The sequence below is a fragment of the Bradyrhizobium sp. 18BD genome, from assembly GCF_054185225.1.
Genome location: NZ_JAVAYL010000007.1, coordinates 105825 through 121748 on the forward strand (window position 1 = coordinate 105825; position 15924 = coordinate 121748).

Consider the following 15924-nt stretch of genomic DNA (forward strand, 5'->3'; position numbering starts at 1 on the left):
CTCAGCCGAACCGGCCGGTGATGTAATCCTGCGTACGCCGGTCGGTCGGCGACGTGAAGATCTTGCTGGTGTCGTCGAACTCGATGAGCTCGCCGAGATACATGAAGGCGGTCTTGTCGGAGACACGCGCCGCCTGCTGCATGTTGTGGGTGACGATCGCGATCGTGTAGTTCTCGGACAGTTCCTGGATCAGCTCCTCGACCTTGGCGGTCGAGATCGGATCGAGCGCCGAGCAGGGCTCGTCGAACAGGATCACCTCGGGGCGCACCGCGACGGTGCGGGCGATGCAGAGGCGCTGCTGCTGGCCGCCGGAGAGCGACAGGCCGGAGGCGTTGAGCTTGTCCTTGACCTCGTTCCACAGCGCGCCGCCGCGCAGCGCCTTCTCGACGCGGTCGTCCATCTCCGACTTCGAGATCTTCTCATAGAGACGGATGCCGAAGGCGATGTTCTCGTAGATCGTCATCGGGAACGGCGTCGGCTTCTGGAACACCATGCCGACGCGGGCGCGCAGCAGATTGAGATCCAACTTGGGGTCGAGGATATTGGTCTGGTCGAGCATGAGCTGACCGGTGACGCGCTGGCCCGGATAGAGGTCGTACATCCGGTTGAAGATGCGCAGCAGGGTCGACTTCCCGCAGCCCGACGGGCCGATGAACGCCGTCACGCGGTTGGTGCCGAGCGACAGGTTGATGTTCTTCAGCGCATGGTGGTCGCCGTAATAGAAGTTGAGGTTGCGCACCGTCACCTTGGCGGGCGCTTCCGGCAACGGCTGCGAGCCGGGCTGAACGGGCGTACTCACGGAAACAGACATTTCGCTCATTTTGCAGTCCTCTCGGCGCTCAGGATGCGCGCGCCAATGTTCAGGGCAAGCACGGTCAACGTGATCAGCAGCGCGCCGCTCCAGGCGAGCTGCTTCCAATAGGCGTAGGGGCTCTGGACGAAGTTGTTGATGGTCACCGGCAGGTTGGCCATCGTCTTGTTCAGGCTGAGGCTGAAGAACTGGTTCGACAGCGCGGTGAACAGCAGCGGCGCGGTCTCGCCGGCGACGCGGGCGGTCGCTAGCATCACGCCGGTGATCAGACCCGAGCGGGCCGCACGATAGGCGATCCGCTTGATCACCAGCGAGCGCGGCAGGCCGAGCGCGGAGGCCGCCTCGCGCAATGCGTTCGGCACCAGCAGCAGCATGTCCTCGGTCGTGCGCAGCACCACCGGGATGACGATCACGGCGAGCGCGAGGCAGCCGGCGATCGCCGAGAAGCCGCGCATCGGCACCACCACCGCGCCGTAGATGAACAGGCCGATGATGATCGAGGGCGCCGACAGCAGGATGTCGTTGATGAAGCGGATCACCGAGGTCAGCTTGTCGTTGCGGCCGTACTCGGCGAGATAGGTGCCGGCGAACAGGCCGAGCGGCGCGCCGATGCCGACGCCGAGCACGGTCATGATCAGCGAGCCGACGATCGCGTTGAGCAGGCCGCCGTCGGTCGAGCCGGGCGGCGGGGTATTTTCGGTAAAGACCTGCAGGTTGAGCCCGGCGAGGCCGTTGTAGAACAGCGTCAGCAGGATCAGCGCGAGCCAGGTGACGCCGAAGGCGGCAGCGGCGAGGCACAGCGCACGGATGACGATGTCCATGCGGCGGCGGCGGGCGTAAATCGGGTTCATGTTACTTCCCCGCCTTCTTTTCGAGACGCAGCAGCATCAAGCGTGCGGCCGCGAGCACGAAGAACGTCAGCACGAACAGCAGCAGGCCGAGCAGGATCAGGCCGGACTGATGCAGGCCGTCGCTCTCGGCGAACTCGGAGGCGATCGCCGCCGAGATCGTGGTGCCGGGTGCGAAGATCGACGACGAGATGCGGAACGAGTTGCCGATGATGAAGGTCACCGCCATGGTCTCGCCGAGCGCGCGGCCGAGCGCCAGCATGACGCCGCCGATGACGCCGACGCGGGTGTAGGGGATCACCACGCTGCGGACCACTTCCCAGGTGGTGCAGCCGACGCCGTAGGCGGCTTCCTTCAGCACCGGCGGTACCGTCTTGAACACGTCGACCGAGATCGAGGTGATGAAGGGCAGCACCATGATGGCGAGGATCAGCGCGGCATTGAACAGGCTGAGATAGGACGGCGGACCGGCGAAGATCGCGCCCAGCACCGGAATGCCGTCGAAGATCTTGATCATGAAGGGCTGGAACGTGTTGGCCAGGAACGGACCCAACACGAAGAAGCCCCACATGCCGTAGATGATCGAGGGGATACCGGCGAGCAGCTCGATCGCCATGCCGATCGGGCGGCGCGCCCATTGCGGGCAGAGCTCGGTGAGGAAGATGGCGATGCCGAGACCGACCGGAATGGCGATCAGCATCGCGATGAACGAGGTCACCAGCGTGCCGTAGATCGGTCCGAGCGCGCCGAGCACGGGGGGATCTGCCGACGGCGCCCAGCGCTGCGTCCACAGGAAGGAGAACCCGTATTCCTTCATCGCCGGGAAGGCGCCGACGATCAGCGACACGATGATGCCGCCGAGGATCAGCAGCACCGAGATCGCGCTGAGGCGCGTGATCCAGTAAAATGTGAGGTCGCCGACTTTGAACGCGCTCAACGCCTTGGCGCGGTCATACGGTCCGGCGTCGTCGACGATATCGCTCTGAACGGCCATCTCTGCCACGCCGATCCCCTGTACCCGTTTATACACGCTTGTTTTTGGTCTGGTGCCCCGGATGCGGCACGATGCCGATCCGGGGTAGAAGTCGTGCGGTTCACGGCGCGGTCGTTTCGGACCGCACCGTGCTTGGCAAGAAAGAGCTTAGCTCTTGATCTCGGCAGCCCAGGTCTTCTCGATCAGGGTCACGACGCCCTCGGGCATCGGGATGTAGTCCAGCTCCTCAGCCGCCTTGCCGCCGTTCTTGAAGGCCCAGCGGAAGAACTTGATGGCTTCCTGCGAGGCCGCCTTGTCGGTGGCTTCCTTGTGCATGAGGATGAAGGTCGCCGCCGTGATCGGCCAGGACTTGTCGCCGGGCTGGTCGGTCAGGATGACGTAGTAGCCGGGAGCCTTGGCCCAGTCGGCGTTGGAAGCGGCCGCCTGGAAGGCTTCGACGGTCGGCTGCACCGGCTTGCCGGACTTGTTGACGAGACCAGTGTAGGTCAGCTTGTTCTGCTTGGCATAGGCGTACTCGACGTAACCGATCGAGTTCTTGGTCTGGCTGATGTTGCCCGACACGCCTTCGTTGCCCTTGGCGCCGACGCCGACCGGCCACTCGACCGCGGTGCCCTCACCGACCTTGCTCTTCCAGTCCGCGGAGGCCTTGGAGAGGTAGTTGGTGAAGTTGAAGGTGGTGCCCGAACCGTCCGAGCGGCGGACCACGGTGATCGCTTCCGAGGGCAGCTTGGCGTTGGGATTGAGCTTCTTGATCGCGGCGTCGTCCCACTTGGTGATCTTGCCGAGATAGATGCTGGCGAGGGTCTCGCCGTCGAACACGAGCTCGCCGGCCTTGACGCCCTCGATGTTGACGACCGGAACGATCGCGCCCATCACCATCGGCCACTGGACGAGGCCGTCCTTCTCGAGCTGCTCGGCCTTGAGCGGCGCGTCGCTGGCGCCGAAGGTCACGGTCTTGGCCTGGATCTGCTTGATGCCGCCGCCGGAGCCGATCGACTGGTAGTTCAGACCGTTGCCGGTCTCCTTCTTGTAGGCGTCAGCCCACTTCGAATAGATCGGGAACGGGAAGGTCGCACCGGCACCCGTGATATCGGCGGCAAAGGCCGCCGTCGTCGTGGCGGCGACCAAGCCGGCAGCGACGATCGTTTTGATGAAATTCATGCTGGTCTCCATACAGGGGAACGAAGCGCCATCCGCGCCCGATCGCGCTCCCCGCGTCGCCCCTTTAGGAGCGATCGGCTGTGCTTTTACGAAGGTTTCGTGACAGTCGGATGACATAACCAAGCGATTGAAATCGCTTGGTATTTATGCCGATACGGGAGTCTTCGCCTGGGGAAAACAGGCGGTGAAAGTGGCGCCCTGCCGGGGCACGCTTTCGATCAAAAGCCGGCCGCGATGACGGTTAAGAATATGTTTCACCAGCGATAATCCGAGCCCCGTGCCGCCCTGCGAGCGGCTGTCGCCGACATCGACCCGGTAGAACCGCTCGGTCAGCCGCGGCAGGTGCTCGGGCGCGATGCCGGGACCGAAGTCGCGGACCATGACCCGGATTTCCTGAGTTCCATCAGTGGCCGCCGGTGTGGTCAGCGATACGATGACACGCCCGCCCGAAGCGCCGTATTTGAGCGCGTTCTCGATCAAATTCTCGAACAGGCGGAGCAGCTCCTCGCGGTCGCCGGCGATCATCACCGGCGGCTCCGGCAGATGGATCTCGACCTCGACCTGGCGTTCCCGGGCGAGCGGCTCGAGCCCGTCGGCGACCTGGCGGATGATCGGCAGCAGGTCGACCAGCGTGTCCGGCCGCACATGGGCCGACAGCTCGACCCGCGACAGCGAGAGCAGATCGTCGATCAGGCGCGCCATGCGGGTGGCCTGATTGTGCATGATGCCGAGGAAGCGCTCGCGCGCCTTCGGATCGTCCTTGGCCTGGCCCTGCAGCGTGTCGATGAAGCCGGACAGCGCGGCCAGCGGCGTGCGCAGCTCGTGGCTGGCATTGGCGACGAAGTCGGCGCGCATCTCCTCGACCCGGCGCAGCGGCGTCTGGTCGTGGAAGGTCATCAGCATGCATTTGTCGGCGCCGCCGAACGAGGTCGGCACCGGCACCGGCGTGATGATCAGTTCCATCCAGCGATCGACCGGGACGTGGTCGAGATAGGTCGCGCGCCGCGGCTCGGTGGTCGCGATCGACTCGCGCAGCGCCGTGATGATCTCCGGCGAGCGCAGCGCGAACTGGGCGAGCTCGTTCCGGCGCAGCGCCGGCGCGAGCTGGGCGGCTGCGGCATTGAGATGGATGACACGGCCGGCGCGGTCGAGCAGCACCGCGGGATCCGGCATGCCGGCAACGACCGCGGCCACCGCCGCGCTCTCGACCGGATTGATGCGCCGGACATCGTCGCGCGAGGCGGCCGCATCGTGCAGGCGCCAGGGGATCAGCGCCGCGGCGGCGATGCAGAGGAACACGGCGATGGCGTGCAGCGCCGACAATTCGCCGAGCGACACCACGATCGACAGCGCCAGCGCCGCAGCGATCAGGATGATCGTCGAGTGCCGCAGCCGGTCAGACCAGGGCTGCGCGGTGGCCGAAGAAGGGGCGTCGATCGCCATCGGGGCGGGCTTCTCCTAGAGGGCTGCGCCGTCAGGCGCCGCTGTCGCTGCGCTCTCTCACATAGGCGGCTTCAGGCGCCGGGCCTGGGTCGAGCTTGAGCGCCGCCTGCTGCAAACGCTTCGATCGAGCGCCGATGATAACCTCGCGAAACGTCAGCAAGATTACAGAGATGACGAAGGGGGACAGATAATAGAGGACGCGGAACAGCAGCATGCCGCCGAGCAGTTCCTCCCGGTCCATCTGCCAGAGGCCGACCAGCATGGCGGCGTCGAACACGCCGAGACCGCCGGGCGAGTGGCTGGCAAAGCCCAGCAGCGTCGCCGAGACGAAGATCACCGCGACCACGACGAAGCCGAGATTGGGCTCGTCCGGAACCAGCACGTACATCGCCAGCGCACAGAAGCCGAGATCGACGATGCCGATCGCGATCTGGAGCAGCGTCAGCGGGCCGCCGGGCAGCACCACGGTCCAGGGACCGCGGCCGACCACGCGCGGCTGGGTCCAGACCCAGACCACATAGGCGACCAGCGCGACGATGATCATCATGGCCAGCGCCCGGTTCAGCCAGGGCGGCAACTGGTCGATCGAGGCGGCGGCTTCCGGATGATAGGAGATGCCGAGGCCAAGCACGGCGGCATTGCCGAGCCAGAAAGTCAGGCCGGCGAGGAAGCAGATCTTTGCGACGTCGATCGCGTTCAGGCCATAGGCCGAATAGATGCGGTAGCGCACCGCGCCGCCGGTGAAGACGCTGGCGCCGACATTGTGGCCGATCGAATAGCTGGTGAAGGCGGCGAGCGCATTGATGCGGTAGGGCACATGGGAGTGGCCGATCGCGCGCACGGCAAACAGATCGTAGAAGGTCAGTGTGAAATAGCCCGCGGCGACGAACAACGCCGCCATCGCAATCTGGCTCGGCTCGGTGCTCTTGATCGCTTCGAGGACTTCGTTGAAGTCGATGCCGCGCAGCATGTGGTAGAGCACATAGCAAGCGATGCCGATGACCGCGACGCTGATCACAACTCCCAGCTTATGCAGGATTTGCTTCTGGCGCAGAAACGTCATCGCCCTGCGTATGGCTTCCAGCATCTAAACCTCGAACAACGCTTCAGCGGCCGGGGTGGCCGGCGAACAGGCGAACGACGCACTGGCACTCAACGAACTCTCGCCGCCGGCTCCGGCATCGCGCATGCCCCCCGTCCATCCACTAGCGCGTTTCGGGGCCGAGTGGAATTCGCCAATTCGAACAAAAACTCGTGCCTTCAATGTTTTAGGCAGGTTGCGGGCTCCTGATGCACGGTTTGGCGCTTTCGGCGGCAAGACTTGACGCGAATCTCCATGGCAATCCTGCGCAAGCGCCATGAAGTTTTGATGATTTCGACCGGACAATGTTCCGCCGCGGCTTAAGTCGAAATCAATCTATGGGCCGCATCCGCCCGTTGAAAGAGGGGATAAGGGCAGCGTTGTTCACGGTTTTCCGATGGACCGAAAGGCCGCGGCGCGGGCAGCCGCCCTTTGGGGACGATCCGACGACGCCCCGGATGATTGCCGCACTGCGGCGACGATCTCGTCAGGACCGGAAAAGCGACCCTTGCTGCGGGTGGCGACAATGTTGTCGCCTTCCCCTGACCTGGAATATCCCCACCTTTGTCTGATGGGAGGACCGGCTCAAGCGCCAGTTGCTGGTACGTCACGCCGCAAGTTTTGGGCGCGCCGCCTCGATGCCGGCGATCCAGCCCGCGACGGAGCGGCCGATCGCCTCGGGATGGTCCTCCTGGAGAAAGTGCAGCCCGGGCCCGAGGCGGACCAATGCGCAATGCCTCAGCGAGGCTGCGAACCGCTCGGCGAATTCCGGCGCGACGAGTGCACCTGGCGTGCCCGAGAACAGCAGCTTTGGATAGGACGATGCAGCGAGCGCCGCATGCGCGGATTGCAGCGTCTCATAGACATCGGCAGGCTCGCCCGCGATCGGCAGCTCGCGGGGAAAGGCGAGAACGGGGCGGCGGCTCTCCGACGTCGGGAAGGGCGCTCGATAAGGCGCCATCTCGTCGTCGCCGAGCTTGCGCACGATGCCGCCCGGCAGCACGCGCTCGACGAAGGCGTTGGCCTCGAGGATCATCGCTTCGCCCTCGCCCGGCGTTCTGAATTTGCGGAAGACGACTCTCGCCGCCTCGGCGTGGTCCTGCTCCTCCGCAACCTCGGTGGCGTGAAAGTCCTGCCAGGTCGGCATCGGGCGGATGAACTCCATGAAGGCGAGGCCACGCACGAAATCCGGCCGGCGCGCAGCGAGATGAAATGCCAGCGCGGTACCCCAGTCCTGCGCGACGAGATAGGCCGAGGTGACGCCGAGCCCGTCGATCAGCGCATCGAGATAGCGGACGTGGTCGACGAAGCGGTATGCGATATCCGGCTTGCCGGATTGGCCGAAGCCGATCAGATCGGGCGCGATGCAATGCGCGACCGGTGAGACCAGCGGCAGGATGTTGCGCCAGATGTGCGATGAGGTCGGATTGCCGTGCAGGAAGAGCGCGACGGGCGCTTCCTGCGGGCCCGTTTCGCGATAGGCCATGCTGCTTCCGAGGACGGACGCTGTGCGGATCTCGATCTGCTTGGTCATGTCGGCTCCCTGAACACGGTTTTGAAGGCGATGGTCTTAAAGCGTTCGAGCGCGCTGGGATTGCGGTCGACTTTCATGCGCATGATCGCGCCCTGCCAGGACGCGAGCAGGAAGTCGGCAAGCTCCTCGGGCTCAAAATCGGATGCGATCTCACCGCGCGTCTGCGCGTCCGCGATGCAGGTCGCGAACGGCACGCGCCATTCAGCGAAGATCTCCGTGAGCCGCGCGCGCAGCAGCTCGCTGCTGCCTGATGCCTCCAGGCTGAGGTCGCCGATCAAGCAGCCGCGGCCATAGCCATCGGCCTCCAGACGGCCTGTGATGATGTCGAGATAGCGCCGCAGCCGCGCGCGCGGCGTCAGCGAGGTGTCCTCGAGCGCCTCCGCGACTAGTCCCCGCGTGACGTCGAAATAGCGGTTGAGCACCTCGGAGGCGAATGCCTCCTTGGAGCGGAAATGATTGGTGAACGACCCCTGCGGCGCACCCGCCGCAGCGGTGACGTCACGCACGCTGGTGCCGTGATAGCCGGTCCGGAACATGACCTTCAGGCCGGCGTCGAGAATGGCGTCTTTGAGAGAGGGCTTTGGCACGAGCGGAATAATACGTACGTACGTATTAATGTCAAGCGCACTTTGATGGCGCGGTAATTTGCTTGCTGATTAGCCGGTTATCGCACTGTCGGATCGATATCAGACGGGATGGGCCCAGCCTGGCGCCCCGTCGGCGGTGTGTTCCCTCCTCCCTTGCGGGGGAGGGAATGAGAGAGCGTCGCTGTTGGCCGAAGTCGATTGACTTCAAGCCATCACGCTCGGAACCCGACTTTGAGCTAAGGTTTCAAGCCGCAGGCTGGCTGCGCGAGACGACCCAATAGCGCAGCCAGGCACCGATGGTGCAGCCGACGAGGTAGCAGGCGAACATGATGAGCCCGAGGTCGAGCCAGTAGCCGAAGCGGCCGGGCACCACATGTGCGAACGAGGCCGCGACCAGTCCCGCGGCCAGCAATGCGAGCCAGCGCGCGGTGACCTTCGAGGTGCCGTCGCCGCGCTGGACCACGGAAATCCAGCCCATGCAAAAGCCCAGCAGCAGCGAGCCGATCAACCAACCCATGTGAAACGAGACGAGATAGGGCATCGTCACCTCACCAGAAATTCGATGCGGCGGTTCTGCGCCTTGCCGTCGTCGGTGTCGTTGCCGGCGACCGGCTGCGTGGCGCCGTAGCCGACTGCGGTGAAGCGGGTGGCCGGGAGACCTGCCTTGACCAGATAATCGATCACCGCCTGCGCGCGCTTCTCGGAGAGCGCCTGGTTGAAGGAATCCTCGCCGTCGGCATCGGTATGACCGGCGACCTCGATATTGGTGGTGGGACAGCGCAGCGCCGTCTCGATCAGGTGATCGAGAATGCCTGCGGAATCCGGATCAATGTCGGCGCGTTTGGCGGCGAAGCGGATCTTGCCCTTGTTCAGCAGTTCTGCGAACAATTGCTGGCAGACCGTGCCGTCGACCGGGCCTGGGGCGGGCTTCACCGTGATCTCGGGCTTGTACACCCAGTTCTTTGGAAAATCCCTGCCGAGGCCTGCGCGGATGTCGTTGGCGGCGCCCTCATAGAGCGCATCGCCCGACAGCTTCACCTCGCGGTCGGACACCACGAGCGTGCCGGTCGACAGCCGCGACAGCGCGCCGAGCGCTGCGACCACGGCGGTGTTGAAGGAGGCCGGTGCGCCGACGCTGGCCTTGAGATTGTCGACCACCTTCTCGGTGAAGAATTTTCGCGAGGCGCTGGTTGCGATCGCCGCATGCACATTGTTGTCGGGCACGTAGCCGGTCAGCGTCACCGTGGCGGCGACGGGATCCTTGTAGGCCTGGAAGATGTAGGGCGGCGCCTTGATGTCGTTGGCGGCGATGGTGAAACCCGCCGGCAAATTCTTTAGCGCCGCGGCAATCGCCTCGCGGCCGCCGAGGTCGCGCGCCATGCCCGACAGATTGATCTGGGTGTCGGAGATCGTGATCTTGCCGTCCTTGAGCTTGCCGATCTGGTCGAGCAGCAGCATCGCAGCCGCCTCGAAGCGCGGCGGCGCGCCGCGGGCCAGCCCCATCTGATCGGCCACCTCGACGCCGCCGACCTCCTTGCGGGCCGCCTCGGTCAGGCGGGCTTTCATCGACGGCAGCGGCGCGGAGCCTGACAGCGTCACCCGGACCACGTCGCGCTCGGCGTTCCAGACGAAGGGCTTTGCCTCGGGAACCAGGCGGGTGCGGTCGTCGACCAGGCGGACGCCGGGAACGAGCTCGACCGCCACGACGGCGTCGCGGCGGCCCTCCTCGGAAAAGGCCTCCGCGGCCAGGCTGACGTCGCGGCCGTCCACGGCGATCCGGGTCTTGTCCAGGACGGTGTCCTTGAGGGCGGCCGTGCTGCGGGCGGACAGGTCGGCCTCGACCGGCAAGGTGTTATTCCAGGCCGCAAATCCCCACATGACGGCCAGGGGAATCAACCCCGGCCACCATTTGCTGGCCCACCTGAAAAGCTTCTGCATTCGACGACCCGAACTCTGGAACCGGAGACAAAACAAACCCTTGGCGGGCTGTCAAACCGGAAATGACGCCCTTCCAAAGGCCCTGCATGGACAATTGGAATAACTTTTTCTTCAAGGGTAGGTCCGTAAATTGGGGGCGGAATGCCAGGGGTCGGCCTGCCGGTCATGAAACAACTCCGTAACAACGTCATCCGCGCCGGGCTGGGAGCACTCTATTTCAGCGGGGCGCACCACCTCTTGCGCCCGCTTCTGTCGGGCGTCGGCGCTATTTTCATGCTGCACCACGTGCGGCCGGCCCGTGAGGGCGCGTTCCAGCCGAACCGGCATCTCGAAGTCACCCCCGAATTCCTGCGCGCGACGCTGAGCCATCTGCGCTCGCGTGACATCGACATCGTCAGCATGGACGAGTTGCATGAGCGGCTGGTCCAGGGCCGCTTCGAGCGACGCCTTGCCGCCTTCACGCTCGACGACGGCTATCGCGACAACCTCGATTATGCGCTGCCGGTGCTGCGCGAATTTGACGCGCCGTTGGCTGTCTATGTCGCGAGCGATTTCGCCGAAGGCACCGGGCGGCTGTGGTGGGCGGCGCTGGAGGCGGTGATCGCCAAGGCCGAGCAGGTCGAGGTGCAGATCGGCAGTTCCGCGCTGCGGCTCGAGGCGACGACGCCGACGGCAAAGCAGGCGACATTCGACCGCCTGCACGACTGGCTTCGTTCGCTGCCGGGCGAGCACGATCTCGCGCGCGAGATCGCGGCGCTCTGCGCGCAGCACGGCATCGACATGGAAGCGCTGTGCCGCAGCCTCTGCCTGTCCTGGGACGGGGTGAAGCAGCTCGCCGCGGACCCGCTGGTGACGATCGGCGCGCACACCATCAGCCATTGCAATCTCGCCAAGCAGAGCGAGGATGTCGCCGCACAGGAGATGGCGGTGAGCCGGGCGCGGATCGAGACCGCGCTGGAGCGTCCGGTGATGCACCTCGCCTATCCCTATGGCGACCGCGAGGCCGCCGGCGATCGGGAATTTGCCATGGCTGCATCCGCCGGCTTCAAGACCGCGGTGACGACGAGGCCCGGCATGCTGTTCGCCGAGAACGCCGGCCACATGACCGCGCTGCCGCGCGTCTCGCTCAACGGCAACTACCAGGACACGCGGATCCTGCCGGTGCTGACCTCGGGTGCGGCGACCGCGATGTGGAACGGCTTTCGCCGGATTGCGGCGGCGTAGGCGTCAGCCTCCGCTGTCGCGCCACCGGCGCCTTCCTTGACTCCCCCTCCCGCCCCGCTCACAACGGGCGCCAACCAAGGGAGGCACCATGTTCAACGATCTGTTCTCGCTCAAAGGCCGCGTCGCGGTCGTGACCGGCGGCTCGCGCGGCATCGGCAAGATGATCGCGGCGGGCTTCCTCGCGCAAGGCGCGGCGAAGGTCTACATCACCGCGCGTAAAGCGGGCCCGTGCGAGGCGACGGCGCAAGAGCTCTCAAGCCAATATGACGGCGAATGCATTGCGCTGCCGATCGACATCTCGACCGTCGAAGGCTGCAACAAGCTGGCGTCCGAAATCATCAGGCTGGAGCCGAAGCTCGACATCCTCGTCAACAATGCGGGCGCGGCCTGGGGCGCGGAGTTCGATGAATTCCCCGAAAGCGGCTGGGACAAGGTGATGGACCTCAACGTCAAGTCGCTGTTCTTCCTGACCAAGGCGCTGGCCAAACCGCTGCGCGCGGCGGCGTCGGACGAGCGGCCCGCAAAAGTCATCAACATCGCCTCGGTCGACGGCATCTTCGTCAATCCGAGCGAGACCTATTCCTACGCCGCCAGCAAGGCCGCCGTGATCCATCTGACCCGCCGCATGGCGACCAAGCTGATCAAGGACAACATCAACGTCACCGCGATCGCGCCGGGCGCGTTCAAGTCCGACATGAACCGGGCAGCCCGCGACCACGCCGACGAGGTCGCCAAGCGCATTCCGGCGCGGCGCATCGGCACCGACGAGGACATGGCGGGCGTTGCGATCTACCTCGCCTCGCGGGCCGGCGATTACGTGGTCGGCAACACCATCGCCGTTGATGGCGGCGTGGTGTACGCGAACGCGGGGCTGGAGATCGCGGGGTAGGCGGCGCGCGAATGGTGAGTAGCGAATGGCGAGTAGTTGCTCTACTCGCTACTCGCCATTCACTATTCGCCAACCATCTTACGACTCGATCTTCACGTACTCGAAATCGCCGGGCTTATTGTCAATGCCGACCTTCGGCGGCGAGATCCACGAGGCGAACTTGCCGGTCTCGGTGACGGGCTGCATCAGCGAGGTGATGAAGTCGCCGTCCGCGGTGGAGGGCAGCCATTCGTCCTTGCGCTTCATCCAGGTGGCATCGTCGATCAGGATGCCGTCGGGCGTCGCATGCACGTCCTTGAACTCGCCGATGTGGCGATGGAAGGCGACGTTGGGCAGCGTCAGCTTGAAGTCGTAGCCGGCGGTCGAGATCACCTTGTTCCAGCGCAGCATGCCCTTGACGCAATCCTGGCTGTAGTCGTCGCGCAGGCGCATGTTGAGCGCGGTCAGCGCCGGCTCGTCGACCAGCTTGATCTCGCCGTTGATGAACTTGAGCACCGGATAGGTGGCGTTCTTGAGCTGGTGATCGTCGTCGATCTGGGTTTCGTGGTAACGGCCCTTGATGCCGGTGTTGAAGGCGTTGGCCGCGTTGGTCGAGACTTCCGAACCGAACAGATCAAGCGACAGCGTGTAGTGCAGGTTCAGCTTCTTCTGGATGGTCGGCAGATCGATCACGCCGAGCGCGCGGACCTTGGCGATATCGGTGGGGTCGGTGATGCCGGCTTCGCGCATCGCATCGCAGGTGCGCTGCACGACGCGGGTGATGCCGGTCTCGCCGACGAACATGTGGTGCGCTTCTTCCGTCAGCATGAACCGGCAGGTGCGCGACAGCGGATCGAAGCCCGACTGCGCGAGCGAGTGCAGCTGCATCTTGCCGTCGCGATCGGTGAAATAGGTGAACATGAAGAAGGACAGCCAGTCCGGCGTCGCCTCGTTGAACGCGCCGAGCATGCGCGGCGCATCGGCATCGCCGGAGCGGCGGCGGAGCAGATCGTCGGCTTCCTCGCGACCGTCGCGGCCGAAATATTTCTGCAGCAGATAGACCATCGCCCAGAGATGGCGGCCTTCCTCGACGTTGACCTGGAACAGGTTGCGCATGTCGTAGAGCGAGGGCGCGGTCTTGCCGAGATGGCGCTGCTGCTCGACCGAGGCCGGCTCGGTGTCGCCCTGGATCACGATCAGGCGGCGCAGCATGGCGCGATATTCACCGGGGACTTCCTGCCAGGCCGGCTCGCCATAATGCTCGCCGAAGGGAACGACGCGGTTCTCTTCCTGCGGCGCAAGCAGAATGCCCCAGCGATATTCGGGCATGCGGACATAGTCGAACTTGGCCCAACCCCGCGGATCGACGGAGTAAGCGGTGCGCAGATACACCAGCGACTCCTGGAAGCCTTCCGGCCCCATGTCGCTCCACCAGTCCATGTAGCCGGGATGCCAGCCTTCCAGCGCCTTCAGCACCTGGCGGTCCTCGGCGAGATTCACGTTGTTCGGAATCTTGGTCGAGTAGTCGACGTTCATGATGTTCATGTTCATGGTGGACCTCCCGTTGGGGACTAGCTCGTTTGAAGAGGCGAATGGCGAGTAGCGAGTGGCGAGTGAAAACTCCTATTCGCCATTCGCCACTCCCTATTCGCTAGACTCGCGTCATATCGAATTTCGGCTTCTGGCCACTGCCGTAGCGGCGCAGCGCGCCTTCCTCGCCGACCGCGTTGGGGCGCTGGAAGATCCAGTTCTGCCAGGCGGTGAGGCGCGCGAAGATCTTTGATTCCATCGTCTCAGGGCCGACGAAGCGCAGGCTCGCTTCCATGCCAGTAAGGCTGTCGGGCGAGAAGCTGGCGCGCTCCTCGAGGAAGACGCGGACCTCATCGTCCCAGTCGATGTCGTCGAGCGCGAAGGTGACGAGGCCGAGCTCCTCGGCCTGTTCGGCGTCGAGCGCAGTGCCGAGCGTGGCTTCGGCGCGCTCGACATCGGCCGGATCGGCCTGGAAGCGCGATTCCAGCCGCGTCAGGCCGTGGCTCATCGGATACGGGCCGAAATTCATCGCCGAGAGTTCGATCGACGGCGGCGGACGGTTGTCGCCCTGGCGCGTGCCGATCAGCATGTAGGAGCGGTCGGCAGCGAAGACGAGCTCGGCGAGCGTGCCGGCGAAGCAGGAGCCGGGCTCGACCAGCGTCACCAGCGTGCGCGAGGTGACGTCGATGCGCTTCAAGACGCGCTTCCAGTAGTGCCTGATTTCGTTGACCAGCCAATGCGCCTTGTTGGCTTCGAGGAAGGCGTCGGATGCGAGCACATGGGCGCGATCGCCATGGCTCTTGAACACCAGCATGGCGATCTCGAGCTCGTTGATGCGCAAGTGGAGGATGGCATCGTCGAGCTCGCGCGCGATCTGCAGCGGCCAGAACGACGCGCCTTGCGCCATCATGCCGTCGATATCGGCGGGTGCTGCTGTCTCCGGCGCCTTGATCGAGATGGTGGCGATGCGCGCGGTGCGGTCGATGTCGACGGTGACGAAGCCGTAGCGGATGCTGGTCTCGTCGATCGAGCGCTTGAGCGGCGAGAGCGCGATGCCCTTGCCGCTGCCGGCGCGCTTCGATTGACCGGCGAACTCCTTGGCGCGCTCGACGATCCTGGCCTCGAGCTTGGAGTTCGGCGCGATCTCGTCGACGAGGCGCCACTGCACGGCGCGCTTGCCCTTCACGCCTTCCTCGATGGTGCAGAAGAAGTCGGCGTGGTCGCGGCGGACCTTGCGCTTGTCGACGACGCGGGTGAGGCCGCCAGTGCCGGGCAGCACAGCGAGCAGCGGCACTTCGGGCAGCGCCACGGCGGACGAGCCGTCATCGGCGAGAATGATGTGGTCGGTCGCGAGCGCCAGCTCATAGCCGCCGCCGGCCGCCGAGCCGTTCACCACGGTGATGAAGCGCTGGCCGGAATTCTCCGACGAGTCCTCCATGCCATTACGGGTCTCGTTGGTGAACTTGCAGAAGTTGACCTTGTGGGCGTGCGTCGAGCCCGCGAGCATGCGGATGTTGGCACCGGCGCAGAACACGCGGTTCTTGGCCGAGCGCATCACGACGACCTTCACCTCGGGATGCTCGAAGCGCAGGCGCTGGATCGCGTCCGCGAGCTCGATGTCGACGCCGAGATCGTAGGAATTGAGCTTGAGCAGATAGCCCTCGAACAGGCCGCCGTTCTCATCGACGTCCATGGTCAGCGTCGCGACGTCGCCCTCGACCGCGAGCTTCCAGTGCCGGTAGCGGGACGGTTCAGTCTGGAAATCGATGAATGTCGCGCCGCCTGCGAGGCGCCGATCTTCCCCGGCCATGGGCCACCCTTGAGCTTGATTAGTGTTCTGGCGTTTACCGTTAGATGCACAATAGTGCATCTTTTGGAAGGCGTCTAGCCCTTAACGGCCTATGC

The 15924-nt window shown here is 64.9% G+C and carries 14 protein-coding genes; 2 read left to right on the top strand and 12 right to left on the bottom strand.

The features are described 5' to 3' along the window. Position 1: 1 nt before the first annotated feature. The 10 genes from pstB to RAD16_RS14960 form a co-directional block, all read right to left on the bottom strand. On the bottom strand, positions 2-820 hold the full coding sequence (pstB, locus tag RAD16_RS14915) for a phosphate ABC transporter ATP-binding protein PstB (protein ID WP_458158638.1): 819 nt from the start codon (positions 818-820) through the stop codon (positions 2-4). After that, positions 817-1662 (bottom strand): phosphate ABC transporter permease PstA, encoded by an 846-nt coding sequence (pstA, locus tag RAD16_RS14920; RefSeq protein WP_458158639.1) that lies wholly within the window; start codon positions 1660-1662, stop codon positions 817-819. The genes pstB and pstA overlap by 4 nt, the downstream gene beginning before the upstream one ends. 1 nt (position 1663) lies before the next feature. Then, on the bottom strand, positions 1664-2653 hold the full coding sequence (gene pstC / locus RAD16_RS14925) for a phosphate ABC transporter permease subunit PstC (RefSeq protein WP_458158831.1): 990 nt from the start codon (positions 2651-2653) through the stop codon (positions 1664-1666). A 147-nt stretch (positions 2654-2800) separates the two neighbouring features. Next, a complete protein-coding gene (gene pstS / locus RAD16_RS14930; RefSeq protein ID WP_458158640.1) occupies positions 2801-3814 on the bottom strand; it encodes a phosphate ABC transporter substrate-binding protein PstS in 1014 nt (337 codons plus the stop codon). Between the two features lie 144 nt (positions 3815-3958). Further along, entirely contained in the window at positions 3959-5257 is a 1299-nt protein-coding gene (locus RAD16_RS14935; protein ID WP_458158641.1) for an ATP-binding protein, read from the bottom strand. 31 nt (positions 5258-5288) lie between these two features. Further along, entirely contained in the window at positions 5289-6344 is a 1056-nt protein-coding gene (locus RAD16_RS14940; RefSeq protein WP_458158642.1) for a lysylphosphatidylglycerol synthase domain-containing protein, read from the bottom strand. 601 nt (positions 6345-6945) lie between these two features. Further along, entirely contained in the window at positions 6946-7872 is a 927-nt protein-coding gene (locus RAD16_RS14945; protein ID WP_458158643.1) for a haloalkane dehalogenase, read from the bottom strand. Beyond that, a complete protein-coding gene (locus RAD16_RS14950) occupies positions 7869-8459 on the bottom strand; it encodes a TetR family transcriptional regulator C-terminal domain-containing protein (protein ID WP_458158644.1) in 591 nt (196 codons plus the stop codon). The genes RAD16_RS14945 and RAD16_RS14950 overlap by 4 nt, the downstream gene beginning before the upstream one ends. A gap of 244 nt (positions 8460-8703) precedes the next feature. After that, a complete protein-coding gene (locus RAD16_RS14955; protein WP_458158645.1) occupies positions 8704-9000 on the bottom strand; it encodes a hypothetical protein in 297 nt (98 codons plus the stop codon). A gap of 2 nt (positions 9001-9002) precedes the next feature. Further along, positions 9003-10397: an OmpA family protein gene (locus RAD16_RS14960; protein WP_458158646.1), complete on the bottom strand. Its 1395-nt coding sequence runs from the start codon at positions 10395-10397 to the stop codon at positions 9003-9005. Positions 10398-10562: 165 nt separating this feature from the next. Here RAD16_RS14960 and RAD16_RS14965 point away from each other — a divergent pair, with 165 nt between their 5' ends. Beyond that, the gene (locus RAD16_RS14965) at positions 10563-11621 is read left to right on the top strand and encodes a polysaccharide deacetylase family protein (RefSeq protein ID WP_458158647.1); all 1059 of its coding nucleotides are present in this window, start codon (positions 10563-10565) and stop codon (positions 11619-11621) included. A gap of 88 nt (positions 11622-11709) precedes the next feature. Further along, positions 11710-12510, top strand: coding sequence for an SDR family oxidoreductase (locus RAD16_RS14970; protein WP_458158648.1), 801 nt, complete (start codon positions 11710-11712; stop codon positions 12508-12510). A gap of 78 nt (positions 12511-12588) precedes the next feature. Here the strand turns inward: RAD16_RS14970 and boxB are convergent, their stop codons facing one another. Together boxB and boxC are read right to left on the bottom strand one after the other, a co-directional pair. Further along, entirely contained in the window at positions 12589-14040 is a 1452-nt protein-coding gene (gene boxB / locus RAD16_RS14975) for a benzoyl-CoA 2,3-epoxidase subunit BoxB (protein ID WP_458158649.1), read from the bottom strand. A 100-nt stretch (positions 14041-14140) separates the two neighbouring features. Next, positions 14141-15829, bottom strand: coding sequence for a 2,3-epoxybenzoyl-CoA dihydrolase (gene boxC, locus RAD16_RS14980; protein WP_458158650.1), 1689 nt, complete (start codon positions 15827-15829; stop codon positions 14141-14143). Positions 15830-15924: the final 95 nt, after the last annotated feature.